Origin of the sequence: Nocardia neocaledoniensis (genome assembly GCF_003182135.1) — a bacterium.
GTDB lineage: Bacteria > Actinomycetota > Actinomycetes > Mycobacteriales > Mycobacteriaceae > Nocardia > Nocardia neocaledoniensis.
On record NZ_QGTL01000003.1, the window covers coordinates 656,297 to 680,914 of the forward strand.

Annotated in this window: 23 protein-coding genes and 3 tRNA genes; 13 read left to right on the forward strand and 13 right to left on the reverse strand. The window is 68.7% G+C overall.

Going from position 1 to position 24,618, the window contains the following annotated elements; genetic code table 11:
• Positions 1-14: 14 nt before the first annotated feature.
• The 3 genes from DFR69_RS11110 to DFR69_RS11120 form a co-directional block, all read right to left on the reverse strand.
• Positions 15-88: transfer RNA gene (locus DFR69_RS11110), tRNA-Asp, on the reverse strand.
• Positions 89-118: 30 nt separating this feature from the next.
• Positions 119-191: transfer RNA gene (locus tag DFR69_RS11115), tRNA-Glu, on the reverse strand.
• 92 nt (positions 192-283) lie between these two features.
• Positions 284-955: a TetR/AcrR family transcriptional regulator gene (locus tag DFR69_RS11120; protein WP_110037368.1), complete on the reverse strand. Its 672-nt coding sequence runs from the start codon at positions 953-955 to the stop codon at positions 284-286.
• 766 nt (positions 956-1,721) lie between these two features.
• On the opposite strand from DFR69_RS11120, the gene DFR69_RS11125 reads away from it, so the two are divergent.
• The 3 genes from DFR69_RS11125 (at position 1,722) to DFR69_RS11135 (ending at position 3,709) form a co-directional block, all read left to right on the forward strand.
• Positions 1,722-1,797, forward strand: a tRNA-Lys gene (locus DFR69_RS11125).
• Between the two features lie 134 nt (positions 1,798-1,931).
• Positions 1,932-2,525: a DUF937 domain-containing protein gene (locus DFR69_RS11130; RefSeq protein WP_110037369.1), complete on the forward strand. Its 594-nt coding sequence runs from the start codon at positions 1,932-1,934 to the stop codon at positions 2,523-2,525.
• Between the two features lie 227 nt (positions 2,526-2,752).
• On the forward strand, positions 2,753-3,709 hold the full coding sequence (locus DFR69_RS11135) for an acyl-ACP desaturase (protein WP_110037370.1): 957 nt from the start codon (positions 2,753-2,755) through the stop codon (positions 3,707-3,709).
• A 59-nt stretch (positions 3,710-3,768) separates the two neighbouring features.
• Here the strand turns inward: DFR69_RS11135 and DFR69_RS11140 are convergent, their stop codons facing one another.
• Positions 3,769-4,356 carry a hypothetical protein gene (locus DFR69_RS11140; protein ID WP_110037371.1) on the reverse strand — a complete coding sequence of 196 codons (588 nt, stop codon included), beginning with the start codon at positions 4,354-4,356 and terminating at the stop codon, positions 3,769-3,771.
• 270 nt (positions 4,357-4,626) lie between these two features.
• On the opposite strand from DFR69_RS11140, the gene dusB reads away from it, so the two are divergent.
• The 4 genes from dusB to DFR69_RS33925 all read left to right on the forward strand — a co-directional run bounded on the left by dusB (position 4,627) and on the right by DFR69_RS33925 (position 9,150).
• Entirely contained in the window at positions 4,627-5,790 is a 1,164-nt protein-coding gene (gene dusB, locus DFR69_RS11145) for a tRNA dihydrouridine synthase DusB (protein WP_186817337.1), read from the forward strand.
• Positions 5,791-5,973: 183 nt separating this feature from the next.
• Positions 5,974-8,028: an LCP family glycopolymer transferase gene (locus DFR69_RS11150; protein ID WP_110037372.1), complete on the forward strand. Its 2,055-nt coding sequence runs from the start codon at positions 5,974-5,976 to the stop codon at positions 8,026-8,028.
• 90 nt (positions 8,029-8,118) lie between these two features.
• Positions 8,119-8,784, forward strand: a complete 666-nt coding sequence (gene phoU / locus DFR69_RS11155) for a phosphate signaling complex protein PhoU (RefSeq protein ID WP_110037373.1) — start codon at positions 8,119-8,121, stop codon at positions 8,782-8,784.
• Positions 8,785-8,949: 165 nt separating this feature from the next.
• Complete coding sequence (locus DFR69_RS33925) at positions 8,950-9,150, forward strand: hypothetical protein (protein ID WP_146229253.1); 201 nt, start codon at positions 8,950-8,952, stop codon at positions 9,148-9,150.
• 60 nt (positions 9,151-9,210) lie between these two features.
• Here DFR69_RS33925 and pstB read toward each other — a convergent pair whose 3' ends face one another.
• From pstB to DFR69_RS11185, 6 genes are all read right to left on the reverse strand, one after another.
• Positions 9,211-9,987, reverse strand: a complete 777-nt coding sequence (gene pstB, locus DFR69_RS11160; protein WP_110037374.1) for a phosphate ABC transporter ATP-binding protein PstB — start codon at positions 9,985-9,987, stop codon at positions 9,211-9,213.
• Positions 9,988-10,006: 19 nt separating this feature from the next.
• Positions 10,007-10,912, reverse strand: coding sequence for a phosphate ABC transporter permease PstA (gene pstA / locus DFR69_RS11165; protein WP_110037375.1), 906 nt, complete (start codon positions 10,910-10,912; stop codon positions 10,007-10,009).
• Entirely contained in the window at positions 10,912-11,883 is a 972-nt protein-coding gene (pstC, locus tag DFR69_RS11170; RefSeq protein ID WP_232996418.1) for a phosphate ABC transporter permease subunit PstC, read from the reverse strand. Before pstC ends, pstA begins: the two co-directional genes overlap by 1 nt.
• Positions 11,884-11,974: 91 nt before the next feature.
• Complete coding sequence (gene pstS / locus DFR69_RS11175; protein ID WP_110037377.1) at positions 11,975-13,087, reverse strand: phosphate ABC transporter substrate-binding protein PstS; 1,113 nt, start codon at positions 13,085-13,087, stop codon at positions 11,975-11,977.
• Positions 13,088-13,379: 292 nt separating this feature from the next.
• Positions 13,380-14,291: a mycothiol synthase gene (gene mshD / locus DFR69_RS11180; protein ID WP_110037378.1), complete on the reverse strand. Its 912-nt coding sequence runs from the start codon at positions 14,289-14,291 to the stop codon at positions 13,380-13,382.
• A gap of 19 nt (positions 14,292-14,310) precedes the next feature.
• On the reverse strand, positions 14,311-15,072 hold the full coding sequence (locus DFR69_RS11185) for a winged helix-turn-helix transcriptional regulator (protein ID WP_110037379.1): 762 nt from the start codon (positions 15,070-15,072) through the stop codon (positions 14,311-14,313).
• 161 nt (positions 15,073-15,233) lie between these two features.
• Between DFR69_RS11185 and DFR69_RS11190 the strand changes: the two genes are divergently transcribed.
• The 6 genes from DFR69_RS11190 (at position 15,234) to DFR69_RS11215 (ending at position 19,323) form a co-directional block, all read left to right on the forward strand.
• Complete coding sequence (locus DFR69_RS11190) at positions 15,234-16,079, forward strand: LmeA family phospholipid-binding protein (protein WP_110037380.1); 846 nt, start codon at positions 15,234-15,236, stop codon at positions 16,077-16,079.
• Entirely contained in the window at positions 16,076-16,510 is a 435-nt protein-coding gene (locus DFR69_RS11195; RefSeq protein ID WP_110037381.1) for a thioredoxin family protein, read from the forward strand. The genes DFR69_RS11190 and DFR69_RS11195 overlap by 4 nt, the downstream gene beginning before the upstream one ends.
• Positions 16,511-16,786: 276 nt before the next feature.
• Entirely contained in the window at positions 16,787-17,257 is a 471-nt protein-coding gene (locus tag DFR69_RS11200; protein ID WP_110037382.1) for a DUF4395 domain-containing protein, read from the forward strand.
• 48 nt (positions 17,258-17,305) lie between these two features.
• Positions 17,306-18,139 carry a sulfurtransferase gene (locus tag DFR69_RS11205; protein WP_110037383.1) on the forward strand — a complete coding sequence of 278 codons (834 nt, stop codon included), beginning with the start codon at positions 17,306-17,308 and terminating at the stop codon, positions 18,137-18,139.
• Positions 18,140-18,143: 4 nt separating this feature from the next.
• Positions 18,144-18,449 (forward strand): DUF1416 domain-containing protein, encoded by a 306-nt coding sequence (locus DFR69_RS11210; RefSeq protein WP_110037384.1) that lies wholly within the window; start codon positions 18,144-18,146, stop codon positions 18,447-18,449.
• A 181-nt stretch (positions 18,450-18,630) separates the two neighbouring features.
• On the forward strand, positions 18,631-19,323 hold the full coding sequence (locus DFR69_RS11215; RefSeq protein ID WP_110037385.1) for a heme-binding beta-barrel domain-containing protein: 693 nt from the start codon (positions 18,631-18,633) through the stop codon (positions 19,321-19,323).
• Positions 19,324-19,368: 45 nt separating this feature from the next.
• On the opposite strand, the gene DFR69_RS11220 is transcribed toward DFR69_RS11215, so the two are convergent.
• From DFR69_RS11220 to cydD, 3 genes are all read right to left on the reverse strand, one after another.
• Positions 19,369-20,034, reverse strand: coding sequence for a Uma2 family endonuclease (locus DFR69_RS11220; protein ID WP_208643951.1), 666 nt, complete (start codon positions 20,032-20,034; stop codon positions 19,369-19,371).
• A 222-nt stretch (positions 20,035-20,256) separates the two neighbouring features.
• Complete coding sequence (locus DFR69_RS11225) at positions 20,257-22,026, reverse strand: ATP-binding cassette domain-containing protein (RefSeq protein ID WP_244198214.1); 1,770 nt, start codon at positions 22,024-22,026, stop codon at positions 20,257-20,259.
• A gap of 62 nt (positions 22,027-22,088) precedes the next feature.
• Positions 22,089-24,224: a thiol reductant ABC exporter subunit CydD gene (gene cydD, locus DFR69_RS11230; RefSeq protein ID WP_110037583.1), complete on the reverse strand. Its 2,136-nt coding sequence runs from the start codon at positions 24,222-24,224 to the stop codon at positions 22,089-22,091.
• Positions 24,225-24,618: the final 394 nt, after the last annotated feature.

Genomic DNA, 24,618 nt, shown 5'->3' on the forward strand with positions numbered 1-24,618 from the left:
CCGGCGCTTACTTGCGACCCTGACGGGACTCGAACCCGCGACCTCCGCCGTGACAGGGCGGCGCGCTAACCAACTGCGCCACAGGGCCTTGCTGTACTGCTACACAGTCCGAAGACTGTACCCCCTACGGGATTCGAACCCGCGCTACCGCCTTGAAAGGGCGGCGTCCTAGGCCGCTAGACGAAGGGGGCTCGTCCCGGATCTCTCCGGACCGGCTTTCAACGTTTCCGTTGGGAGCTCGCATAGCTTATGACAGGTGAGTGCGGACTTCCAAATCGCCTGGTCAGGCGCCCAAACCGAGGTCGTCCAGACGCGCGTGAGTGCGCCACCCCTCGGCGCGGAACTGCTGGATCCACACCGGGGTAGCCATCGACTCCACGATAACCTCCAGCACCTCGGCGAAGCGGGCCCGGAGGTCGGCGGCGGTGCCGTTGGCGATCGGGTCGACCAGGTAGCGCTGGCCGGCGAGGGCCGCGGCGAGGGTGCGGGTGAAGCGGTCAGGATCGGCGTCGGCGCGCAGCTGGCCGCCCTCGATCGCGCGCACGGCGAGGACCCTGGTGGCCCGGCCGACGATGCGGGCGCCGCCGTTGCCCACGTCGCGATGGAAGTCGGGTTCGATCACCAGCCGGTACTCGGCCTGGACGATGGTGTCGTGCTCGAGCCGCAGGGCGATCTCGTCGACCATGCCGTGCAGCACGTCGAGCGCGCCCAGGTCGGCGCGCGCGAGCCAGCGCTCCGCGCAGGCGCGATAGCGCTCGACCGCGGTGTCGAGCACCGCGCGCGCCAGATCCTCTTTGGAGTCGAAGTGGAAGTACATCGCCCCCTTGGTCGCCCGCGAACCCTCCAGAATGCGGTTGAGCGATGCCGCGGCATATCCGCTCTTCCCGAACTCGACGGCCGCGGACTTGATTATCGCCGCGCGTGTCCGGCGGGCCCGCTCTTGCTGCCGTGCCATGCTCGAAACGCCTCCGAACCTTCTCGCCGCTCACGATCAATAACGGACCGTCAGCGCAAAATAGTGGTTTTAATTCAAACTTTCGGTATGAAATCTCGCAGAAAGCCGGTACCCCTCCGGCTGGTATAGTTCGCCTGCCCGAGTGCGCCGCAGGGGGTGCACACTCGGGCCCAACTACCTGTGAGAACCGCCTCCTCTTGCGGTGACGCCGACCCCTTCGCCGAGGATTCGCGCGCCATTCGCGAGCACCCCGGCGCGGACGAACCCTCGCTGAATTCCGGGACTTCCCAGCCGGCGCCGGGCATCGGAAATCGCGGCGCCGGTGATTGTTCCGTTATTCACCAGGCGATCACCGTACCCGGATTCCCCAGCCGACACGCGGCAAATGGAACACCCATCCGAACAACCGGGACGGATATCCGGGCCAGCAAACCGGGCGCTACCGAAATGGTTTCGTAGGCTATGAAATCCACAGGCGCACAGCCCGGTTGACCCCACCCCGAACGCACCCCGACGGTCGGCGGACGCGCGCCCGCACCGCATCACCAGATCCGCCACAAAACCCCTGCTCGTCGAAAGTTGTTGCGTTACAACAGTATTCGATACCATGCCGCGACCGGAAGTGCGAACGGTGGTGGGTACCAGCCGGTTACCACCGAATCGTCGGCGTCCCCTTCTTCGTTACCAGGGCGGATCGACCGGCGCGACCGGCCTCACGCACGGGTATTCGGCCCAGCGCCGCGGTGTCCGCTAGACTCCCCACCGCGCCCCTTTAGCTCAGTTGGTAGAGCTGGTGACTTTTAATCACTAGGTCGTAGGTTCGAGTCCTACAGGGGGCACCACAACACCACGTGACCATCGTCACGTGGCGACGCGTACGGCGCCGTCGCCGCCGAAACCCCCGGTCGGGCCATCTCGGTCTTCTACCCTGAGCGCGACCCGGGCACTACCGGGCCCCCTCGACAAGGCGGAGCCGATGACTTCCTTCGATGATTTGCTCTCCCAGGTACCGATCGCCCAGATCGCCGACCAGCTCGGCGTCGACCAGGCGACCGCAACCACGGCCGTGCAGGCGGCGCTGCCGACCCTGCTCGGCGGCCTGCAGGCCAACGCTTCCGAACCACAGGGCGCCGCTTCGCTGATGGGCGCGCTGGACCAGCACGGCGGACTCGTCGAGGGCGAAGGCGCCGTCGACCTGAACCAGGTCGACGTGGCCGACGGCGAGAAGATCGTCGACAACGTCTTCGGCAGCGAGAAGAACACCGTCATCAGCGCGCTCGGCGGCACCGGCGGGACCGGCGGCAACGACCTGATCGGCAAGCTGCTGCCGATCCTGGCCCCGATCGTGCTGGCCTACCTCGCCAAGCAGATGACCGGCGGCGGCGCGGCGGCGCCCGCCCCGCAGCAGCAGTCCTCCGGCGGTGGCGGTCTCGGCGATCTGCTGGGCGGTCTGCTCGGCGGCAGCGGCAACGCGGGCGGGCTCGGCGGCGTCATCGGGGACGCGTTGGCCAAGAACGCCGGCGGCGGGCTCGGCAGCATTCTCGGCGGCCTGCTCGGCGGGAAACGCTGAGACTTCGTTACGGGAGCTAACACTGTGCGGCCCGCAGCGATAGTCCCTACGCTGCGGGCCGAACACCTAGACTCGTCAGCACGACGAGACGGCGTCGGCCGAGGTTGTGGCGTTGCTCAACTTCGGCGGAAATCCGCTCTGTTGCGTTTCGCATCACACCTACGGTGCCGTAAGGTATGGCCGCATCGCGACGTTCGACCGCAAGCACGACAGCGAAGGGTTTTTACATGGCAAGGGATCTGACTCAACTCGAACTACTCACGGAGTTGGAGCCGGTTGCCGAAGAAAACGTCAACCGGCACCTGTCGCTGGCCAAGGAATGGCATCCCCACGACTACGTCCCGTGGGATGAGGGCCGCAACTTCGCCGCCATGGGCGGCATCGACTGGGATCCTGAGCAGTCCAAGCTCAGCGAGGTGGCCAAGGCGGCCATGATCACCAACCTGCTCACCGAGGACAATCTGCCGTCCTACCACCGTGAGATCGCCGAGAACTTCTCCCAGGACGGCGCCTGGGGCACCTGGGTCGGTCGCTGGACCGCCGAGGAGAACCGCCACGGCATCGTGATGCGTGACTACCTGGTGGTCACCCGCGGCGTCGATCCGGTGGCCCTCGAGAACGCCCGCATGATCCACATGACGAACGGGTTCGCCTCCCCCACCGAGGTCGACGCCGGCTTCCTGCACTCGGTCGCCTACGTGACCTTCCAGGAACTGGCCACTCGCGTGAGCCACCGCAACACCGGCAAGGTGTGCGACGACCCGATCGCCGACCGCATGCTGCAGCGCGTCGCCGCCGACGAGAACCTGCACATGATCTTCTACCGCAACCTCTGCGGCGCGGCGCTGGACCTGTCGCCCGACCAGGCGATCGAGGCCATCTCGCTGATCGTCGAGAACTTCCAGATGCCCGGCGCCGGCATGCCGAACTTCCGTCGCAACGGCGTGCTGATGGCCAAGCACGGCATCTACGACCTGCGTCAGCACCTCGAAGAGGTGGTCCAGCCGGTCCTCAAGAAGTGGAACATCTTCGAGCGCACCGACTTCACCGCGCGCGGCGAGGCCACCCGTGAGCGGCTGGCCGGCTTCCTGGACAAGCTCGGCCAGGACGTGGTCAAGTTCGAGGAGCAGCGCGACAAGATGCTCGCCCGTGAGGCCAAGAAGCGCGAGCTGGCCGGGGTCTAGTCCACACACCGAACGCGCCGCCTCCCCTCGGGGAGACGGCGCGTTCGTCGTTTTCGGGCCTACTTGGTCGGCAGAGCGCCGTCCGTGCTGCCGACATCGGTGATCTTCCAGTCCTTGCCCGCGTCGACGGTGATGTTGTAGGTGACCGTGTTGCGCAGGCCGTCGGGGTTCTGCGCGTTGGTGGTGCTCACGTCGACGAAGGCGGCGACCTTGTAGACCTCGCCCTCGCGCGACATCACCTTGGCGGTGATCGGCGTGGCGGAGGAGGTCCACTTCAGCGGGATGATGATCTGCTCGAGCTTGTCGCCGGTCGCGTCGAACTTGTTCGACAGCTCCGGCGAGGTGCCCGCCTTCAGCTTGGCGACCCAGGCGTCGACGTCCTCGTAGTTCAGCGTCGCCGAGCCGACGGCGTAGTCGAGCGCGATCTGCTCGGCCTTGGCGTCGTCGGCGTTGCGCGCCTTCATCTCGGACAGGTCCGAGCGCGCCGAACCGAGCAGCACGCCGAGCACGATCGCGACGATCGCGAGCACGGCGATCACCGCGCCGCCGATCAGCGACGAGATCTGCACCGCGACCGTGCCCTTGCCCGGCTGGGCGGGAGTCGGCTCGGCGGTGGGCTTGGTCAGGTCGGTGGCGTCGTCGGCCATGGGTGTTTCTCCGATGGGGGTGGGGACAGCGCACCGCCGGAGGCGACGGTGCCAGCGGTAACAGGCTACTGAGGCGTGGCACCCGGATCGATCAGCGACGACGGCGCGGCCGCGTCGCTCAGCGTGCGTGGCTCACAAATGATGCTGTAACCATGCGAAACATCTATCGAGCGAGATCGATCACATCCAGCCCGAATCGACCGGATCCCGGCCGTTTCCGTGATCGGGGACACCCTCCGTTTTTGGGCTGCGACCTCGGGTGATGAGACAATGGCGCACGTGACTATCACGATGCCCCAGGCGCCGACGGCGCTGCGGATCGGGCCCTACCCGGCCGACCCGCCGGTGGTGCTCGCTCCCATGGCGGGCATCACCAACCGAGCCTTCCGCACGCTGTGCCGGGAATTCGGCAGCGACACCTCGATCTACGTGTGCGAGATGATCACCGCGCGCGCGGTGGTCGAGCGCAACGAGAAGACGCTGCACATGATGTCGTTCGACGAAGGCGAGAGCCCGCGCTCGATGCAGCTCTACGGCGTCGACCCGAAGACGCTCGGCGAGGCCGTGCGCATCATCGTCGGCGAGGGCTGGGCCGACCACATCGACCTGAACCTGGGCTGCCCGGTCCGCAAGGTGACCAGGCTCGGCGGCGGTTCCGCGTTGCCGTACAAGCGCAGGCTGTTCGCCAACATCGTCAAGGAGATGGTGTCGGCGGCCGAACCTGCCGGTGTGCCGGTCACCTTCAAGTTCCGCATCGGCATCGACGACGACCACCTCACCTACCTCGACACCGGCCGCATCGCCGAGGCCGAGGGCGCGGCCGCGGTGGCGCTGCACGCGCGCACCGCCGCGCAGCTGTACTCCGGCGCGGCCGACTGGTCGGCCATCGCCCGGCTCAAGGAAGCCGTCACCACGATTCCCGTGCTCGGCAACGGCGACATCTTCTCCGCCGACGACGCGCTGCGGATGATGAACGAGACCGGCTGCGACGGCGTCGTCGTCGGCCGCGGCTGCCTCGGCCGCCCGTGGCTGTTCGCCGAACTCAGCGCCGCGCTGCGCGGCGAGCCGATTCCCGAGGGCCCGACCCTGGGCCGCGTCGGCGAGATCCTGATCCGGCACGCCACACTGCTCGCCGAGCACGACGGCGAGGACAAGGCGATGCGCGACATCCGCAAGCACATGGCCTGGTACCTGATGGGCTTCCCGGTCGGCTCGCAGCTGCGCCGCAGCTTCGCCACCGTCTCCGAGCTGACCCAGATCGAGGACCTCGTCGGCCGGCTGGACCCCTCGGTCCCCTTCCCCACCGACGCGCTCGGCCCCCGCGGCCGCCAGGGCTCGCCCCAGGCCAAGGTCGCCCTCCCCGACGGCTGGCTCGACGACCCCGAGGACGACACCGTCCCCACCGCAGCCGATGTGATGCACAGCGGCGGCTGAGTACCGCGAGGTCAACCGGTACTCGTCATCGGTGTGCAACGAGTTCGCCGTCGATTCGTTTGCGTACTGGAGTGGCTACTCGTGGCGGAATCGTTATCATTGCGGACATCGTTCGGCTGCGGTACGAATCGGAGCCGGGCGGTGACGCGCATGCTGCGGTAGCTAGAGAAGTGAGGTTCGTTGGTGGGTGACGATCGGCGTGGGCGAACGCCCCGGCCCGGAAGTCGCGCCCCCTGGGAGCGCTATCCGCAGGCCGAACCCACCGAGCAGGCCGAGAGCGGCTCGCGGCGGTCCAGGCACGCGGACGCGACGCAGGACCCCACCGCGCCGCCGCTGACGGTGCAGGACTTGGTCGACCGCGTCGACAGTGAGCGCACCAGGCGTCGACGGCCCCCCGGCGACGAGCCCGCGCCTGGCTCCCGAGCGGGCAGGCGCGCCCGCGAACAGGCTCCCCGCCCCACCCCCCGTCCCGAGCTCGAACCGCGCGCCGCAGGCGTCCCTCCCGTGGAGGAGACGGTCGTGCGCCGCGCCGAATCACCCGCCGACCGCACCGCCACCACCGCGCTGCCGACCGAGGCCGTGCGCAACGGCCGCAGACCGGCCGCGCCCCGCCGGACCGCCGAACCGCTCGACGACCCCGCCACCGACATCCTGCCCGCGGTCACCGAGCCACCGAAGCGGGCCAAGCCGGTCAAGACCGCGTCCGCCGCTCCCCCGCGCCGTCCCGGCGCCGACGGCCGCCGCAATCGGCAGGCCAGGATGGCCGGCCGCGTCGCGCTCACCATCTTCGCGGTGCTCACACTGGTGGTCACCGGCGGCGGCTGGAGCTACCTGCGCGCCACCGGCAACAGCTTCACCCAGGTTTCCGCGCTCGACGGCACCACCGAGGACGTCCTCGACGGCGACATGCAGCTCGGTGACGAGAACTATCTGATCGTCGGCACCGACACCAGGGCCGGCGTGAACGCCGACATGGGCGCCGGCACCACCGACGACGCCGAGGGTTCGCGCGCCGACACGGTGATGCTGGTGCACATCCCCAAGAACCGCTCGCGCGTGGTCGTGGTCTCGTTCCCGCGCGATCTCGATGTCACCCGGCCGCAGTGCTCGGGGTGGGACAACGAGAAGGCCGCCTATACCGACGAGAAGATGCCCTCGGCCATGGGCGACAAGCTCAATGCCGTCTACGCCCGCGGCGGTCCGCGCTGCTTGGTCGACGTGGTCCGCAAGATGTCGGGTCTGAGCATCGGCCACTTCATCGGCATCGACTTCGCGGGCTTCGAGGCCATGGTCGATCAGATCGGCGGCGTCGAGGTGTGCTCGACCAAGCCGATCATCGACGGTGTGCTCGGCACGGTCCTGGAGACCTCCGGCAAGCAGCGTGTGATGGGCGAGACCGCACTCAACTACGTGCGCGCCCGGCACGTCGTCGGCGAGGAACGCAGTGACTACGACCGGATCAACCGGCAGCAGAAGTTCATGGCCTCGCTGCTGCGCGGCGCCCTGTCGAGCAAAGTGCTGTTCGATCCCGGCAAGCTCAACGGGTTCATCCAGGCCTTCACCAGCCACACCTTCGTGGACAAGGTGACGCCGCAGGACCTGCTGCTGCTCGGCCGCTCGCTGCAGAAGATGGACGCGGGCGCCGTCACCTTCCTGACGATCCCGACCGCCGGCACCAACGCCTATGGCAACGAGATCCCGCGCGAGACCGACATCAAAGCCATCTTCCGCGCCGTCATCGACGACCAGCCCCTGCCCGGTGAGGTGAAGGCGCCGGAAATCGAGAGCTCGGCCCCCACCCCGGCGCCCGCCGCGCCGAAGCTGCTCGCGGTCGCGCCGAGCACCATGTCGCTCCTGGTCTCCAATGGCTCGGGCACCGTCGGTGCCGCGAACCGCGCGGCGACCAAGCTGGACGCCCAGGGCTTCCAGATCTACAGCACCGGCAACTACGCGGGGGGCACCTCGACCAGCTCGAAGATCCGCTTCGCCCCCGGCATGGAAGCCGAGGCGGCGACGGTGGCGAGCACGATCCCCGGCGCGAGCCTGGAGGAAGCGCCCGAGCTCGGCAGCATCATCGAAGTCGTGCTCGGCACCGACTTCGCCGGCACCGTGCGCACCGCCACCCCGATCGGAACCGAGCTGCCGAACGTGCCGATCGGCACCCCGCACAGCGCGGGCCCGGTGGCCCTGCCCTCCGACCTCGAGCACATGAACGCCGCGGACGACACCTGTAAATAGAACCACCCGCTGAGCTGGCATGACACTGCCATGCGGCATTAACCCGCCGTTGGGTGACAGGGGCGGGGGTACCCACTAGGGTCTGCAAACATGCGTGTCATCTACAACGAGCAAATGGCCGATCTCGCCAACCTCCTGGGTGAGATGGCCGGTCTCGCTGGCCAGGCGATGGAACAGGCCACCCAGTCGCTGCTGCAGGCCGACCTCGCGCTGGCCGAACAGGTCATCGGCGAGCAGGACCGGATCTCGGTGATGATCTCCGAGGCCGAGGAGAAGGCCTTCGCGCTGCTCGCGCTGCAGGCGCCCGTCGCGGGCGATCTGCGCCAGGTCGTGAGCGCCATCCAGATCGTCAACGACGTGAACCGGATGGGCACGCTGGCGCTGCACGTCGCCAAGGTGACCCGCCGTCGCCACCCCAACCACGCCCTGCCGGAGGCCGTCAACGGCTACTTCGCCGAGATGGGCCGCATCGCCGTGAACATGGGCGCCGGCGCCAAGGAGGTGCTCGAGACCCGCGATCCCGAGCGCGCCGCCCAGCTCAACCAGGACGACGAGGCGATGGACGACCTCCACCGCCACCTGTTCACCCTGCTGATGGACCGGGAGTGGAAGTACGGCGTGGCCTCGGCCGTCGACGTCACCCTGCTCGGCCGCTACTACGAGCGCTTCGCCGACCACGCCGTCGAGATCGGCCGCCGCGTGATCTTCCTGGTCACCGGCGTGCTCCCGTCCGACGAGGACCTCGAGACCTCGTAGGTGACAAGGAGAAAGCCCCCGTGCTCGTCGGCCGAGCACGGGGGCTTTCTCCTTCTCGCGTCGAGTCATTGCCGCCCCCAATGTAATTCGGTAGGCTGCGTAACCAAGGGGGGGTTCTGATGGGGGAACCTCTGTGGAAACTATTGAAACGGAAGAGGTTTCGTCATGAAAGTACGATTTTTCGCTGGCGCGTTGGTCGGTGTGGCCACGATCCTGACCACGGCATTGCTCGCCCCGCAGGCCACGGCTCAGCCATCGGCGCCGTGCAACGCGAACACCGTCGGCAATACGAAGTACGAGGGTTCGACGAAGTGGCTGTGCTACTCGTACGGCCAGGGCAAGTACGGCTGGATCGTCGTTTCCTGATACCAACGAGAAAGCCCCCGCGCTCCTTGCAGGAGGCGGGGGCTTTCTCGTTGGTGCGGTCTACCCGAAGCGGCCCGAGATGTAGTCCTCGGTGGCGCGCTGGGTGGGGTTGGAGAAGATCTTCTCGGTGTCGTCGATCTCGATCAGCTTGCCGGGCTTGCCCTGGGCCTCGAGGTTGAAGAAACCGGTCTGGTCACTCACGCGCGCGGCCTGCTGCATGTTGTGGGTGACGATGACGATGGTGAATTCCTTCTTCAGCTCGGTGATCAGGTCCTCGATCGCCAGGGTGGAGATCGGGTCCAGCGCCGAACAGGGCTCGTCCATCAGCAGCACGTCGGGCGAGACCGCGATGGCGCGGGCGATGCACAGACGCTGCTGCTGACCACCGGAGAGGCCGCCGCCCGGCTTGTCGAGGCGGTCCTTGACCTCGTTCCAGAGGTTGGCGCCGCGCAGCGAGCGCTCGGCGACCTCGTCGAGTTCCTTCTTGTTGCGCACGCCCTGCAGCTTCAGGCCCGCGACCACGTTGTCCTTGATGGACATGGTGGGGAACGGGTTCGGGCGCTGGAACACCATGCCGATGGTGCGACGCACGCCGACCGGGTCGATGGCGGCGCCGTAGATGTCCTCGCCGTCGAGCAGCACCGCGCCCTCGACGCGCGCGTTCGGGGTCACCTCGTGCATGCGGTTGAGCGAACGCAGCACGGTGGACTTGCCACAACCGGAGGGACCGATGAAGGCGGTGACGCTGCGCGGCAGCACGGTCAGGTCCACGCTCGACACGGCGTGGAACGAACCGTAGTAGATGTTGAGATCTTTGACGTCGATCCGCTTGGCCATCTGAGTTATCCGTTCGCTTCTATCGGTTCCGGGTGAGCAGCTTGTTGACGCCGGCGGCGGCCAGGTACAGCAACGCGATCATCAGGATCAGCGTGAGCGCCGCACCCCAGACACGTTCGCGGCCGGCGGCCTCCGGGTTGGCCAGCTCTTGGTAGATCAGCAGCGGCAGCGAAGCCATGTTGCCGTCGAAGATGTTCTGGTTGATCGACTTGCTGTAGCCGACCAGCACCAGCACGGGCGCGGTCTCACCCATGACGCGGGCGAGGGCGAGCAGGATGCCGGAGATCATGCCGGGCGCCGCGGTCGGAATGACGATGCGCAGGATGGTCTTCCACCTCGGCACGCCGAGCGCGTAGGACGCCTCGCGCAGCTCGTCGGGCACCAGCTTCAGCATCTCCTCGGTGCTGCGCACGACCACCGGCAGCATCAGCAGCACGAGAGCCAGCGAGACGGCGAAGGAGCTCTGCGGCATGCCGAAGGTGGCGATCCACAGCGCGAAGATGAACAGCGCGGCCACGATCGAGGGCACGCCGGCGAGGATGTCGACCATGAAGGTGGTGACCTTGGCCAGGCGGCCACGGCCGTACTCGACCAGGTAGACCGCGGCCATGATGCCCAGCGGCACCGCGATGATCGAGGCGACCGCCGACTGCACGATGGTGCCGTAGATCGCGTGGTACACACCGCCGCCGGTCTGGTCCGGCAGGATGCCCTTCTGCGAGTTGAACCACCAGTCGGCGGTGACGATCGCGGTGATGCCCTTGGTGATCACCAGGCCGAGCACCCACACCAGCGGGATGAGCGCGATCACGAAGCACAGGGTGACCAGGCCGGTCGCGATGTTGTTCTTGATCTTGCGCGCGGTGCCGACCTGCCGGAACGGCGGCGCCTTGATCGGCTTGTCGAGGGTCGTCGTGGTGGTCATCAGCCGTTCACCTTTCCACCGGAGGCCAGGCGGGCCAGCGCGTTGACGATGAAGGTCAGCGCGAAGAGAACGAAGCCGGCGGCGATGTAGGCGCCCGTCGGCAGCGGCGCGCTGAATTCCGAGGCCGCCGAGGCGATCTTGGACGCGAAGGTGTAGCCGCCGTCGAACAGCGACCAGGTACCGGCCTGGCTCGCGGTGCGCAGCACGACGAGGACCGCGATGGTCTCACCGAGCGCGCGGCCGAGGCCGAGCATGGAACCGGCGATCACACCGCTGCGGCCGTAGGGCAGCACGGTCATCCGGACGACTTCCCACTTGGTGGCGCCGAGGGCCTGCGCGGCCTCGATGTGTGCGCGCGGCGTCAGCGCGAACACCTCGCGGGCGACCGAGGTGATGATCGGCAGGATCATCACGGCGAGCACGACACCGGCGGTGAAGATGGTGCCGCCGCCGGCGATCGAGACGTTGCCGTCGGAGAACAGGAACAGCCAGCCGAGGTTCTCGTTGAGGAATTCCTGGACGGGCGCGATCTGCGGCGCCAGCACCAGGAAGCCCCACAGACCGAACACGATGGACGGCACCGCGGCGAGCAGGTCGATCAGCATCGTGAACGGCCGCGCGAGCCGCGACGGCGCGTAGTGCGTGAGGAACAGCGCGATGCCGACGCCGATCGGCACCGCGACGATGAGCGCGAACACCGAGCTCAGCACCGTGACCATGAACAGGTCACGGATGCCGAACCGGAGGTTGTTCGCGTCACCGGTGGAGAATTCGGTGCTGGTGAAGAAGTTGACCTCGTCAGCCCTGAGCGAGGGGACCGCGCGGATCAGCAGGAACAGCGCGATCAGCGCGATGGCCGCGACGATGGTCGCGCCGGCCGCGGTGGCCGTCCAGCGGAAGATCGTCTCGGCGTTCAGCGCGCCGGAACGACCCTTGGCGGGCGCCTTGTCGCTTTTCGGTTCGGTCGGCATATTCGCAGTATCTCCGGCCGCCCGCGGGCCCGTCGAGTCCGACGAGCCCGCTGCGGTCACCTCAGGGTGCATGGTCATGGCCAGGAAGCGATCAGGAGATGGCGTTGATCGCGGTGGTCAGCTTGGTCTTGAACGCGTCGGGCAGCGGCACGTAGCCGGCGTCGGCGAGACCGTTCTGGCCGTTGGTGACGGCCGAGGTCAGGAACGCCTTGACGGCCTTGCCGGTCTCGGCGTCGGTGTACTTGGAGCACACGATCTCGTAGGTCGCCATCATGATCGGGTACGAGCCGGCCGCGGTCGGACGGTAGAACGAGCTGGTGTCGAGGACCAGGTCGTTGCCCTCGCCCTTGATCTTCACGCCGTCGATCGACTTACCGGCCGACTCGGCGGTCAGCTTGACCGGGTCCTTGGACGCGGAGGTGATGATCTGCGCGATCGACAGGTTCTGCGCCTTGGCGAAGGACCACTCGTTGTAGGTGATCGAGTTCTTGGTGTTCTTGATCGCGGCCGAGGTGCCCTCGTTGCCCTTGGCGCCCTCACCGACACCACCGTTGAAGGTCTTGCCGCCGCCCTTGCCCCAGGCGCCGTCGGACGCGGCGTCGAGGTAGAGCTGGAAGTTGTCGGTGGTGCCCGACTCGTCGGAGCGGAAGATCACGGCGATCTTCTCCGAGGGCAGCTTGGCGTTGGGGTTCAGCGCCTTGATCTCGGGGGCGTCCCAGGTGGCGACGGAGCCGTTGAACACCTTGGCGGCGGTCGGGCCGTCGAGGACCAGGTCGGTCACGCCGTCGACGTTGTAGGTGATGGCGATCGGGCCGAAGACGGTCGGCAGGTTCCACGCCGGGGCGCCGCAACGCTCCTGAGCCTTGGCCGGCTCTTCCTTCTTGGAGCTCAGCGCCGAGTCGGAGCCACCGAAATCGGTCTGGCCGCCGATGAATTCGTTCACGCCCGCGCCGGAGCCGCTGGAGGTGTAGTTGAGGGTGAAGCCGTCACAGTTGGTCTCGTAGGCGGCGACGAAGCGCTCCATGGCGTTCTTCTGCGAGGACGCGCCGGACGCCTTCAGCGCCTTCTTGCCCTCGCAGGTCACGCTGGTGTTGGCGGCGTTGCTGGTGTCGCCACCGGTGTTGTCGTCGCTGCCACAGGCGGCAAGGGACATCGCGCCCGCGGCGAAGACACCGACCAGGGCACTGGTGCGCTTGAAGTTCACTTTTCCTCCGACATTGCTGGCGACTCGCTCGGTCCCTCACCGGCCCGGGCGAGTTCTGGCGGTGCGGATCGCGGGGGAACGCGCGCACCAGGCGGCAACTGTGCCGCCCAGAAGTAACGTAGGTTCGCCCGGTTGACAGTTGGCCCGACGCGGGTTAACGGGGAATGAACAGCCAAGCGCGATTTCCGCCACGAATGTGACGTTTGCCCCAGTTTTACTCGCTCTTACCCGGTCAGGCGCGCACTATTCAGCCGCGCCGAAGAATTCATCACACCTGTGACGTGTCTCGCAATCAGGACGGCAGCGCGTAGGCGACGTCGACGTGCGCGGGCGCGAAGCCCAGTTTCGTGTAGGTGCGCACGGCCGCCTCGTTGTCGGCCTCGGTGTAGAGCAACACCTCCGACAGCTCCCTCGCCCGCAGGTAGTGCAGGCCGGCCAGCGTCAGCAATCGGCCCAGGCCACGGCCCTGCGCGTCCGGATCGATGCCGACCACGTAGACCTCGCCGGCGGGCGCCGCGTCGGGCGCCACCTTGGTCCAGTGAAAGCCGAGCAACCGGTCCGGCGCGGCGGCGTCGAAGGCCAGGAACAGGCCGGCGGGGTCGAACCAGGGTTCCGCGCGGCGGGCCGCGATATCGCGCTCGGCCCAGCCGCCCTGTTCGGGATGCCAGGAGAACGCGGCGTTGTTCACCCGCAGCAGTTCGGCGTCGTCGACCGCGCCCTGATAGGTCCGCAGCAGGATGTTCTCCGGCAGCACCAGCTCCGGTAGCTCGGGTGTTGCCAGTGGCCGGCGCATCTGCCACAGCTCCCGCGCCGTGACCAGGCCGAGGCGTCCGGCGAGCGCCTTGGCCGCGGGGAGGTCACCGTGTGCCCACACCCGCGCGCCGTCGCCGCCCTCGGCCAGCGCGGCCCGGACGAGTTCGGCGCCGATCCCGTCGCCGCGCGCGTCGGGGTCGACCGCGACCTCGGCCATCGCGGGGTGTTCGTCATGCGCGGCAACGAGATTCGCGTAACCGACGACCTCGCCCGCCCGCTCGGCGAGCAGATGCCTGGTGCCCTCAGCCGTCTCGGCGAGCGAGAGAACCGCCTGCTCGGACACCGGCGCCACGCCGTCGCCGGCCTTGGCCCGGTCGAGCACAGCGCGCACCCGGGTCGCCACCTCGGGCACGACGTGGTCGGTCCAGGTCAGGGTTGCCGTCTGCGCCATCGAACCGTCCTCAGTGTCGCTACTGCGCGGTGCCGTTGAGCGGCGCCAGCGAGTCGTCGCCGTCGACGTCCTCGTCCGGGAAGCTCACCGTCTCGCCCTTGGTGGCCGGGGTCCTGGCCGGGCGCACCGCCTTGTAACCGACATTACGCACCGTGCCGATCAGCGACTCGTACTCGCTGCCGAGCTTGGCGCGCAGGCGCCGCACGTGCACGTCGACGGTGCGGGTGCCGCCGAAGAAGTCGTAGCCCCACACCTCCTGCAGCAGCTGGGCGCGGGTGAACACCCGGCCGGCGTGCTGGGCGAGGTACTTGAGCAGCTCGAATTCCTTGTAGGTGAGATCGAGCGGGCGACCGCGCAGCCGCGCGGTGTAGGTGCCCTCGTCGATCACCAGTTCACCCAGGGTGATCTTGCCGGTGTTCTCGGGGCTGGCCACGCCGCCGTTGCGGCCGACGAGCAGCCGCAGCCGGGCGTCGAGTTCGGCGGGACCGGTGCCGGGCAGCAGGATGTCGTCCAGGCCCCAGTCCGCGTTGACGGCCACCAGACCGCCCTCGGTGAGCACCGCGACGACCGGCACCGACGACCCCGTGCTGCCGAGCAGCCTGCACAGGCCGCGCGCGGCGGCCAGGTCGGTTCTGGCGTCGACCAGCGCGACATCGGCGCTACCCGCCTCGAGCAGGGACGACACCTCGGTCGGCGCGGGCCGCACGTTGTGCGCCAGCAGCGACAACGAGGGCAGCACCGAATCAGGGTTGGGGTCGGAGGTCAGTAGGAGCAGCTCCACCGGGCTCTCCTCCTATCTCGTGGCTCCGCGGACGACGGCAGCCGCGTAGCTACGTCGCCGAAACACAGGTAAGTCGTGTGCAACATTAGCGCCTATACCCGCACTACCTCGCAACATGGCCCGTCGGGCTCGCCGCGGCGGGCGCGGCTAGGGTGAGGACCATGCGCAAGCTGATCATCGGGCTGCTGTGCCTGGCCGGTGTGGCGGTGGTGATCGATTTCGGCGCCGCCGCCTACACGGAGTACCACGTGTCGCGGCAGCTGCGGGCCGGAGCCGAGTTGTCGGCCGACCCCGAAGTGACCGTGAAGGGCTTCCCCTTCCTCGCCCAGGCGGCCTCGGGCCGCTACGGCGACGTGCTGATCCGCGCGCGCAGCAAGCGCCCCGACATCCCCGGCGAGATCGCGCTCGAGGCCAACCTCTACGGCCTGCACGCGCCCGTCGGCCAGCTGGTCGACGGCACCGCGCGGGAGGTCGCGGTCGACCGGGTCGAGGCCCAGATGGCGATCGAGCCGATCGAGCTCGGCCGGCTGTTCGGCATCCCCGACCTGCAGGTGCTCGGCCCGCCCGCCGACAAGTCCGACGGCACCGGCGGTTCCGGCGGCTCCGGGCTGACCACCTCGGGCGCGCACGTGCTCAGGGGCTCGCTGCCGATCGCGCCGAACGGGCGCATCCTGCCCGCGGGCGCCATGCCGACCAGCAACGCCACCAAGGTCGAGGTCCAGGTGGAGGCCGACCTGATGCTCGACGGCGACAAGATCCGCATCCAGGCCACCCGCTTCTACACCGACCGCACCTCCCCCACCGATACGCCGACCTCGACGACCAAGACCGAGATCCTCGACGTCGATCGGCCCGCGGTGCTCGAGCGGTTCAGCCGTACGATCGATACCAAGGAGCTGCCGTTCGGCATCGCCCCCACCGAGGTGGAGGCGAAGGGCGGCCAGATCATCGTCTACGGCATCGGCCGCTCCCTGACCATCGACCTGGACCGATTGCAGCAACCATGATCGAACTCGTCATCCTCGCCGCCGTCGTGCTGGCCGCCGTCGCGGTGGGCCTGCTGCTGCGGCGCAATCAGGGCCGGGTCCGGCCCGCCACCCTCGACCCCGAGACCGCGCAGCGCGCCCGCCTGCTCGACGCGGCGGGCGTCACCGGCGCCAGCCCGGCCGTCCTGCACTTCTCGGCCGACTGGTGCGGGCCGTGCGACGCGGTCCGCCGGGTGGTCGCCGGGGTCACCGCCGAGCTGTCGGATTCGCCGAATGCCCCGCGCGACATCGAGATCGACATCGACGCCGATCCCGCGCTCGCCCGCGAACTGAACGTGCTCTCACTGCCGACGACCTTCGTCTTCGACGCCGAGGGCAAGGAGCGTTTCCGCATCTCCGGCGTGCCGAAGGCCGGCGATCTGCGCACCGCGCTCGAGCCGCTGACAGTGTGATCCAGCCCCCAGTACAGGGGGGCCGGGACATTTCCCGGGAAGACCGGGTAAACTACCTCTCGTGCAATCCGACCACGAGCTGATGCTCACCCGACGCCGCACAGTTGATCTGTGTCGCCTCGGTGGTTGTTGCTGCCTGTGCCGCTGAACGGTCGGCCGTCTCACCTCTGAGATTCCTGACGCCGACCTATGTCCGCCGCGCGAGTGATCGTCTCGATCCCCCGGCGAACTGGCAGATCCGAAGTCAACAGACTCATCAGCGCAGGAGTTCGCACCATGACCACTTCTCTCGATTCCCCACAGCGTGTCGACGTCCGCGGGCCCCGTTTCGTGGCCTGGGTGACGACCGGCGTGCTGATTCTGGTGCTCGTCGCCGCCGCCTTCTCCCCCGTCGCCGCCGCGATCCTGATCGGCCTGCAGGCCGTGGTGTTCGCGATCGGCGCGTCGGCGGGCCCGGCCAAGCACCCCTACGGCCGGATCTACGCGGCGTTCATCGCGCCGCGGCTGGGTCCGCCCACCGAGACCGAGCCCGTGCCGCCGCTGCGTTTCGCGCAGCTGCTCGGCTTCGTGTTCGCCGCTCTCGCCCTGCTGGGCTTCGCGCTCGGCTCCCCGATCGTCGGCGCGGTGTTCGCCGGCTTCGCCCTGTTCGCGGCGTTCCTGAACGCGGCGTTCGGGGTCTGCCTGGGCTGCCAGATCTACCCGCTGGTGGCCCGCTTCCGCCGGTCCACTGCCCCGGCACCGAACTGAGCTCCGGCTTTTTCACAGACCCTGCAAGTCATCTCTGAAAGGAACAACATGGCTCGCTCCGATGTCCTGGTCTCCGTTGACTGGGCCGAAGAGAACCTCAACGCCCCCGGCGTCGTCTTCGTCGAGGTCGACGAGGACACCTCCGCCTACGAGGGTGGCCACATCGAGGGCGCCGTCCGGCTGGACTGGAAGACCGACCTGCAGGATCAGGTGCGTCGCGACTTCGTGAACCAGGAGCAGTTCTCCGACCTGCTGTCGGCGCGCGGCATCAGCAACGACGACACCGTCGTGCTGTACGGCGGCAACAACAACTGGTTCGCGGCCTACGCCTACTGGTACTTCAAGCTGTACGGCCACAACGACGTCAAGCTGCTCGACGGTGGCCGCAAGAAGTGGGAGCTCGACGGTCGTCCGCTCTCGCGTGACGCGGTCTCGCGCCCGGCCACCCAGTACAAGGCCGCCGCCCCCGACACCTCGATCCGCGCGTTCCGCGACGAGGTCATCGCGGCCATCGGCACCAAGAACCTCGTCGACGTGCGCAGCCCCGACGAGTTCTCCGGCAAGATCCTCGCTCCCGCGCACCTGCCGCAGGAGCAGAGCCAGCGTCCCGGCCACATCCCGGGCGCCATCAACGTGCCGTGGAGCAAGGCGGCCAACGAGGACGGCACCTTCCGTTCCGATGCCGAGCTCGCCGAGCTCTACAAGGATGCGGGCCTGGACGGCGAGAAGGAGACCATCGCCTACTGCCGCATCGGTGAGCGTTCCTCGCACACCTGGTTCGTGCTGCAGGAGCTGCTCGGCCACCAGAACGTCAAGAACTACGACGGCAGCTGGACCGAATACGGTTCGCTCGTCGGTGCACCTATCGAGTTGGGAGCGTAATTCCATGTGTGCAGCACCTACCCAGGGTCAGGCCATCCCGGCCGGCGTCGACGTGGAGAAGGAGACGGTCATCACCGGCCGCGTCCTGAGCTCCGACGGTCAGCCGGTGGGCGGCGCGTTCGTGCGTCTGCTCGACGGCAACGGTGACTTCACCGCCGAGGTCGTCGCCTCCGGCACCGGTGACTTCCGCTTCTTCGCCGCGCCGGGTTCGTGGACCCTGCGCGCGCTGTCCTCGTCGGGCAACGGTTCGGCCTCGGTCACCCCCGAGGGCGCCGGCATCCACTCGGTGGACGTCGCGGTCGCGAAGTAAGAAACCTCACAACGGCCCTGGTAGTTCCCGTGCGGGAACTACCAGGGCCGTTGTCGTGTTCGCCGGCGGGACTCGCTAGACTCCGGAACGTGGTCCTCTTCTTCGAGATTCTCCTCATCGCCGTGTCGATCCTCATCGGCTGGTTCGGCCTGTACGTCTTCTACCGGCTCTTCACCGAGTCATGAGCGGACTCGCGAGCGAAGGTCCCGATCCGGCTGAGCGAGCGAGTACCGAGCAAGACGCTCCGGCCGAGCGCCGTAGTGGCGACGAAGCCGTGAACATCGCGGCCGAGCGCGCGAAAGAGACCGGCGTCCGAAACATCTCGGTCCTGCCGGACCTTCCGCTGCCCGACGACACCGCGAATCTGCGCGAAGGCCCCGACCTGAACCACGCCATGCTGGCGCTGCTGCCCATGGTCGGTGTGTGGCGCGGCGAGGGCGAGGGCAACCACCCCACCGACGGCGACTACCGCTTCGGCCAGCAGATCGTCGTCTCCCACGACGGCGGCGACTACCTGGTCTGGGAATCGCAGACCTGGAAGCTCGACGCCGAGGGCAGCTACGAGCGCCCCGATCTGCGCGAGAGCGGCTTCTGGCGGGTCGGCACCGACGGTGACGACGAGATGCTCGAACTGCTGCTCACCCACAGCTCCGGCATCGTCGAACTGTTCTACGGCACCGCGCGCACCCAGTCGTCCTGGGAGCTGGCCACCGACGTGGTGATCCGCAGCCAGTCCGGCGCGGTCGTCGGCGGCGCCAAGCGCCTCTACGGCATCGTCGAAGGTGGGGACCTGGCCTACGTGGAGGAACGAGTGGACGCCGACGGCGCCCTCGAACCCCGCCTGTCGGCCCGCCTGCAGCGCTACATCGGCTGAGTACGTACCGAGGTCCCACCCGTTAACGGGCGGGACCTCGGCGTTTCAGCCCCGCTCCTTGGCGGTCGTCAAATCGATGTCCATGTCGAACGGAGTGCCGGTCTTCAACCGGTCGTGGTAGATCCCGACCGGGACATAGCGAGTCGAGACCGGGTCCAACTCGTAGGCATACACCACGACGCGGTCTTCGGAGCTTCGTTCGACCCGCCAGAAGTGCGGGATGCCGGCCATCGCATACTTCCGCGGCTTCGTGTCCCGATCGCGCTCCTCCGAGTCGGGAGACACGACTTCGACAGCGAGGACGAGGTCTTCGGCGAAGTAGTAGCTCTCCGGCTCGGGCCGGCTGAACGCCTCGGCGGTAACCACGAGGACGTCGGGTTCCGGCATCTGCCGCGGTCCGAGCCGCACCGCCATTTCCCGGTCCGCCCGCATTTCCTCGAGCGCCTGGGCGTCGAGTGCCTGGCGGAGCATGTCGAGGACCTGCCGGTGCCACTTCCGCTGCGGACTCGCGAAAACAAGACCCCCGTCGATCAACTCGGTGTGCTTGGGCAGGTCACGCATCTGTAGGAAGTCGTCGACGGTGAACCCACCGGCCGGTGGAATTGGCCACTCGCGCACCGGATCAACGGCCATGTGCACATCGTAGCGGTTGTTTCCGCCCTTGATCAGGTACTTTCCCCCTCCCCGGATATGGAGCGACCCCCGAGCCATATCGCCGGGTTCGGAGAACTCGGTGATCCCGGTTGGATACTCCGGGGGCTCGGGGGTCGGGTGACTGCCTGGGATTCGCTCAGCGCACCGCTGGGGAATCTCCCGCAGTGGTGCTGCTAGCGGGCAGCCACCTCACGCATCCGATGAACATACATTCTTCAGACCACCTCCTCTCTTGTGTACCGATGAATCTATCGGGGTGCCCGAGTGTCGGCAATCGAATTAATTGTGGTCCTGAGCTGGGCGTTCATCGGTACTCGTGCCGCCGGAGCCGTCGACGGTGACAATCGTGTCGGCGCGATGGTCTGCGGGCAGCTGGTGGGTGACGACGACGACCGTGCGGTCGGGGTCCACCAGGCCACTGTTCTCGTCCAGCAGTGCACGCAGCAGGGTTTCGCCCTCGGCGGCGGCGAGATGCTCGGTGGGTTCGTCGAGCAGCAGGGTGTGTGCGGGGGCGACCAGCGCCCGAGCCAGCAGGATCCGGCGACGCTGCCCGCCGGAGACGGCCGCCGCGCCCCCGGTGAGTGCGGTGTGGACGCCCTCGGCCAGCGAGTCCAGCCAGGGGCCGAGACCGACCGCGCGCAGGGCGTCTTCGGCTTCCTCGGTGGTGAGGTCACCCCGGGCGACGCGCAGGTTCTCCAGGATCGACGTGCTGAACAGGTGCGCGTCTTCGGCGAAGAACGTGACGCCGTCCCGAGGCGTGTCGAACAATCCTGCCCATGTCATGAGCAGGGTGGTCTTGCCGGCTCCGCTGGGCCCGACAACGGCGATGCGACGGCCCTCGCGCAGCGGGATACGTTCGATCTCGGGTGCGCCGGATTCGGTGGCACGGCCGGACTCGGCGGTGCGGAGGCGGTGGAGGGCGGCTCGGGAGGTGGTGAGGGTGGTGGCGGCGGCGGGGAGGGCGCCGACGGCCTCGAAGGCGGACAGGGGGACGAGGACGAGGATGGTGAGGGCCATCGGGGTCATGCCGCCGGGGAGGCCGCCGGTGGGGCCGTAGGCGGCGATACCGACCAGCAGGGCGCCCAGGGCGCTGACGCCGATCGACAGCGGGGTCGCGGCGGCGGCCCAGGCGCTGTGGGCGGCGGCGGTGTCCTCCGCGCGGACCGCCCGGCCGGTCGCGGCGTCCGCCTTGGCGAGGGCCGTGTCGAGCTTGCCCGCGACACGCAGTTCGGGAGCGTGGTCGAGAACCGTCAGCGCCTCGGCCGTGAACTCGGCGCGGTCGGCCTGGTTCGCCTCGTCGGCCTCCCGCGCGGCCAGGCTCGACAACCAGGGCGCGAGCATCCCCGAAACCGCCAGCGCGACAGCGAGAATCACCGCGGCGGGCACGGAGATGAACGCGATCAGCATCACCGCCGCCAGCGACAACACCACCGCGACCGCGACGGGAACCAGTACCCGCACCACCACGGCGCCGAGATCGTCGATGTCCCTGCCGATCCGGACGAGCAGATCACCCCGCCGCAACTCCCGCAGATCGCCGCCACGCGGCCCGGTCTCCCGAACCACGCCCGCTTCACCTCGGCCTACTGCCGACCCTCCGCCGAAACGACCCGCTCCACGAACCGCGCCCGCTCCGCCCCTGCCTACCGCCGAGCTTCCGCCGAGACGCCGGGCTTCACGATCCGCGCCCGCTTTGCTGTGCCCGACCGCCGAGGTAGCCCCGAAACGGTCCGCTGACGTGGTCCGCCACCACCAGATGTCCGAGTGCGCCAGCGTGCGGTACACCGTGGTCCGCGCCGACGTCATCGCCCGTAGCGCCACGTCGTGACTCGCCAGCCGCTCCAGGTACCGGCACAGCCCGCGCGAGATGCCGAGTGCGCGTACCGAAGTCACCGCGACACTCAGATACAGCACCGGCGGCATCTGCCACGCCCGCGCGATCAACCACGCCGCGAGCGCCGCCAAAGCCAGTCCACTGCCGAGCGCCGCCACACCCCACGCGACAGCGACGACCACGCGCCACGGCGACAGCGCGAGCAACTGCCACATCTCCCGCAGATCCCGCACCAACGTGCCCCGCTCGGGATCGCGACCAACCGTTCGCACTGCGCTCACCACGCCCGTACCCCCTCCTCCGATCGGTCCCCGGCCCCTCGGTTCGCACCGAGTCCCGCACCGTCGGTCGCCCGAGTTCCGTCCGTACCGACTGGGTCGAGTCCACCCCGGTTTGCAGCGTGCGGTTCTTCCCGTCGTGCCGACGTCGCGCCCGTCGCCCCCGGTGCGGGCATCGCTGCTGAATCGGCATCGGGTGCGCCGCCATCGACATCCGAGGACGGTGAATCGTCTGGATGAACAGTCGTTCCGGCGACCTGGACGACCACGTCGGCGGCCGCCAGCACGGTGGGGCGGTGGCCGACGATCACGACGGTCGCGCCGTCGGCGGCGAGGGTGCGCAGGGTGCGAAGGACGTGTTGTTCGGTGGCGGAGTCGAGGTGGGCGGTGGGTTCGTCGAGGAGCAGGATCGGGCGGCGGGCGGCGAGGACACGGGTGAGGGCCAGGCGCTGGCGTTCACCGAGGGACAGGCCGACGCCGCCCTGGCCGACGCGGGTGTCCCAGCGGTCGGGCAGCGCGGCGAGCACGGACTCGAAACCTGTTGTCGCGCTGACCTCGTCGAGGAGGTCAGCGTCGGTGTGCGCGCCGAGCATTTCGACGTTCTCGCGCAGGGTGCCGGGCACCAGGACCGGCCGCTGCGGCAGCCAGGCGACGCGGCCCCACCAGCCGGCGGAATCGAGCTCGCGGACATCGACGCCGTCGACGAGCACGGCACCGGCATCCGGCTCGATCAACCCGAGAACCGCCTGGAGCGTCGTCGATTTCCCGCACCCGTTGGGCCCCGTCAGCACCGTGACCATCCCCGGCGCGAACTCCGCGGTCAACGTATCGGGCGCATTCCCCGACCGGGCCGCGACGGTCAACCCCCGCACGAGGATTCGCGAGCCCACAGTGCCACCCCCGTGCGCCGACCACCCGCGCCCGGCCACACCCCCGTGCGCTGCCCCAGCGCGCCCTGGCACGCCATGAGTGTTGTTCGTCGCGATGCCCTGTCCAGCAGAGTCTTCCGACGCGGCCCCGGATCGTTCACTTGGTGAGGCGCGGAGTGCTTGGTGAGGAGCCGAGCCAGGGGCCTCCCCAGCGCCGCCATCGCTCGCGTATACCGGCGAATCCGCCGCATCCTCGCTCGGACCACGGACCACAGGGCGGACAACTGGCGTTCCGGCCTCCAAGACGGCGAAAGCCTTGTCCGCGGCTGCCATTCCGTCCTGCGCGGCGTGGAACTTCTCCCCCACCTGCCGCAGCGGCCAGTAGACCTCCGGGGCGAGGATCAGCGCGACGAGTCCCGCGTACAACGTCATCTCGCCGTAGACCAGCCGCAGGCCGATGGCGACGGCGATCAGCGCGACGCTCAGGGTCGCCAGCGATTCCAGGACCATCGAGGAGAGGAAGGCGATGCGCAGCGCGCGCATGGTGCGCTGACGCAGCGAATCGCCCAGGGCACGAACCTGATCCACCATCGTCGGGCCGGTCGGTCCTTCGCGGCCGAGGGCGCGCAGGGTCGGCATCCCGGCGAACAGGTCGAGGAGCTGATCGGACAGACGGGTGGTCGCGGCGAGGGTGGCTTCGGCGCGGCCCTGCGTGAGCAGGCCGATGAGCACCATGAACAGCGGGATCAGCGGCACGGTGATCACGGCGATGAGCGCCGAGGTCGGATCGTGGAAGGCGATGACCACCAACACGATCGGCGGCACCAGGCAGGCAAGCAGCAGTGCGGGCAGGTAGCCGGTGAACCAGCCGCGCAGCCCGCTCAGCCCGTCGCCGATCACCACGGCGAGCTCGGTGCGTCGCGCGTCCAGTTCCCGGGGCGGGAGTTCCGCGCCCGCCCGCAGCACCGCCGATTCGAGTTCGGCGACCACGGTCGCGCCCGCCCGGTGCGCCAGCCGCGCCTGCCACCAGCCGGCCGCCCCGCGCACCGCCACCGCACCCGCCAGCACGATCAATTCCGTGGTCCACGAGGAGAACTCGCGCAGACCGGGATCGGTGATCACACCGGCGAGCACACGACCGAGCACCACGGCCATCACCACGATGCTCGCCGTGATCACCAGCGCCAGCAGCACCGCCACCACCAGATGCGGCCGCGCCGCCCGGGCATAACGCAACAGCCGCGGATCCACTGGCCCACGCCGCATCTTCCGCCCGGGCGCGACCTCCGCCACGCCCGATCCCGATCGACCCGGCGACGAGCCAACGCCCGCACCAGCGACCAAAACCGAATCACCCCGCGGCTCCGCCCCACCGCCCACCGACGACGAACTCACCCCGCAACCGACGGCCTGCCCCGATCCGCCCGACGACTCAGCCCCAGCGCCCAGGGGTGCGCCCTGTCTACCCAGCGACTCCGCGCCACCGGGTTCGGCCACCCCCGGGCCACCCAGCGACGCCGCCCGAGCACCCCGAACCACCCCCGGGTCACCCAGCGACGCCGCCCGAGCCACCCCCGGGTCACCCAGCGACGCCGCCCGAGCGCCCCGAGCCGCCTCCGATCCGCCCGGCGACTCCGCGCCTCTGCGCCCGTCCGAATCC

Bases quoted from the DNA above. Each gene is read 5' to 3' on its own strand.
- DFR69_RS11225 (WP_244198214.1), bottom strand. From the start codon at position 22,026: ATGTGGCAGTTGCTCGCGCTGTCGCCGTGGCGCGTGGTCGTCGCTGTC.
- cydD (WP_110037583.1), bottom strand. From the start codon at position 24,224: ATGCGGCGTGGGCCAGTGGATCCGCGGCTGTTGCGTTATGCCCGGGCG.
- DFR69_RS11210 (WP_110037384.1), top strand. From the start codon at position 18,144: ATGTGTGCAGCACCTACCCAGGGTCAGGCCATCCCGGCCGGCGTCGAC.
- DFR69_RS11200 (WP_110037382.1), top strand. From the start codon at position 16,787: ATGACCACTTCTCTCGATTCCCCACAGCGTGTCGACGTCCGCGGGCCC.
- DFR69_RS11140 (WP_110037371.1), bottom strand. From the start codon at position 4,356: ATGGCCGACGACGCCACCGACCTGACCAAGCCCACCGCCGAGCCGACT.
- DFR69_RS11195 (WP_110037381.1), top strand. From the start codon at position 16,076: ATGATCGAACTCGTCATCCTCGCCGCCGTCGTGCTGGCCGCCGTCGCG.
- DFR69_RS11135 (WP_110037370.1), top strand. From the start codon at position 2,753: ATGGCAAGGGATCTGACTCAACTCGAACTACTCACGGAGTTGGAGCCG.
- DFR69_RS11130 (WP_110037369.1), top strand. From the start codon at position 1,932: ATGACTTCCTTCGATGATTTGCTCTCCCAGGTACCGATCGCCCAGATC.
- DFR69_RS11220 (WP_208643951.1), bottom strand. From the start codon at position 20,034: ATGGCTCGGGGGTCGCTCCATATCCGGGGAGGGGGAAAGTACCTGATC.
- DFR69_RS11190 (WP_110037380.1), top strand. From the start codon at position 15,234: ATGCGCAAGCTGATCATCGGGCTGCTGTGCCTGGCCGGTGTGGCGGTG.
- DFR69_RS33925 (WP_146229253.1), top strand. From the start codon at position 8,950: ATGAAAGTACGATTTTTCGCTGGCGCGTTGGTCGGTGTGGCCACGATC.
- DFR69_RS11120 (WP_110037368.1), bottom strand. From the start codon at position 955: ATGGCACGGCAGCAAGAGCGGGCCCGCCGGACACGCGCGGCGATAATC.
- DFR69_RS11205 (WP_110037383.1), top strand. From the start codon at position 17,306: ATGGCTCGCTCCGATGTCCTGGTCTCCGTTGACTGGGCCGAAGAGAAC.
- pstA (WP_110037375.1), bottom strand. From the start codon at position 10,912: ATGACCACCACGACGACCCTCGACAAGCCGATCAAGGCGCCGCCGTTC.
- dusB (WP_186817337.1), top strand. From the start codon at position 4,627: ATGGCGCACGTGACTATCACGATGCCCCAGGCGCCGACGGCGCTGCGG.
- pstB (WP_110037374.1), bottom strand. From the start codon at position 9,987: ATGGCCAAGCGGATCGACGTCAAAGATCTCAACATCTACTACGGTTCG.
- DFR69_RS11215 (WP_110037385.1), top strand. From the start codon at position 18,631: ATGAGCGGACTCGCGAGCGAAGGTCCCGATCCGGCTGAGCGAGCGAGT.
- phoU (WP_110037373.1), top strand. From the start codon at position 8,119: ATGCGTGTCATCTACAACGAGCAAATGGCCGATCTCGCCAACCTCCTG.
- mshD (WP_110037378.1), bottom strand. From the start codon at position 14,291: ATGGCGCAGACGGCAACCCTGACCTGGACCGACCACGTCGTGCCCGAG.
- pstC (WP_232996418.1), bottom strand. From the start codon at position 11,883: ATGCCGACCGAACCGAAAAGCGACAAGGCGCCCGCCAAGGGTCGTTCC.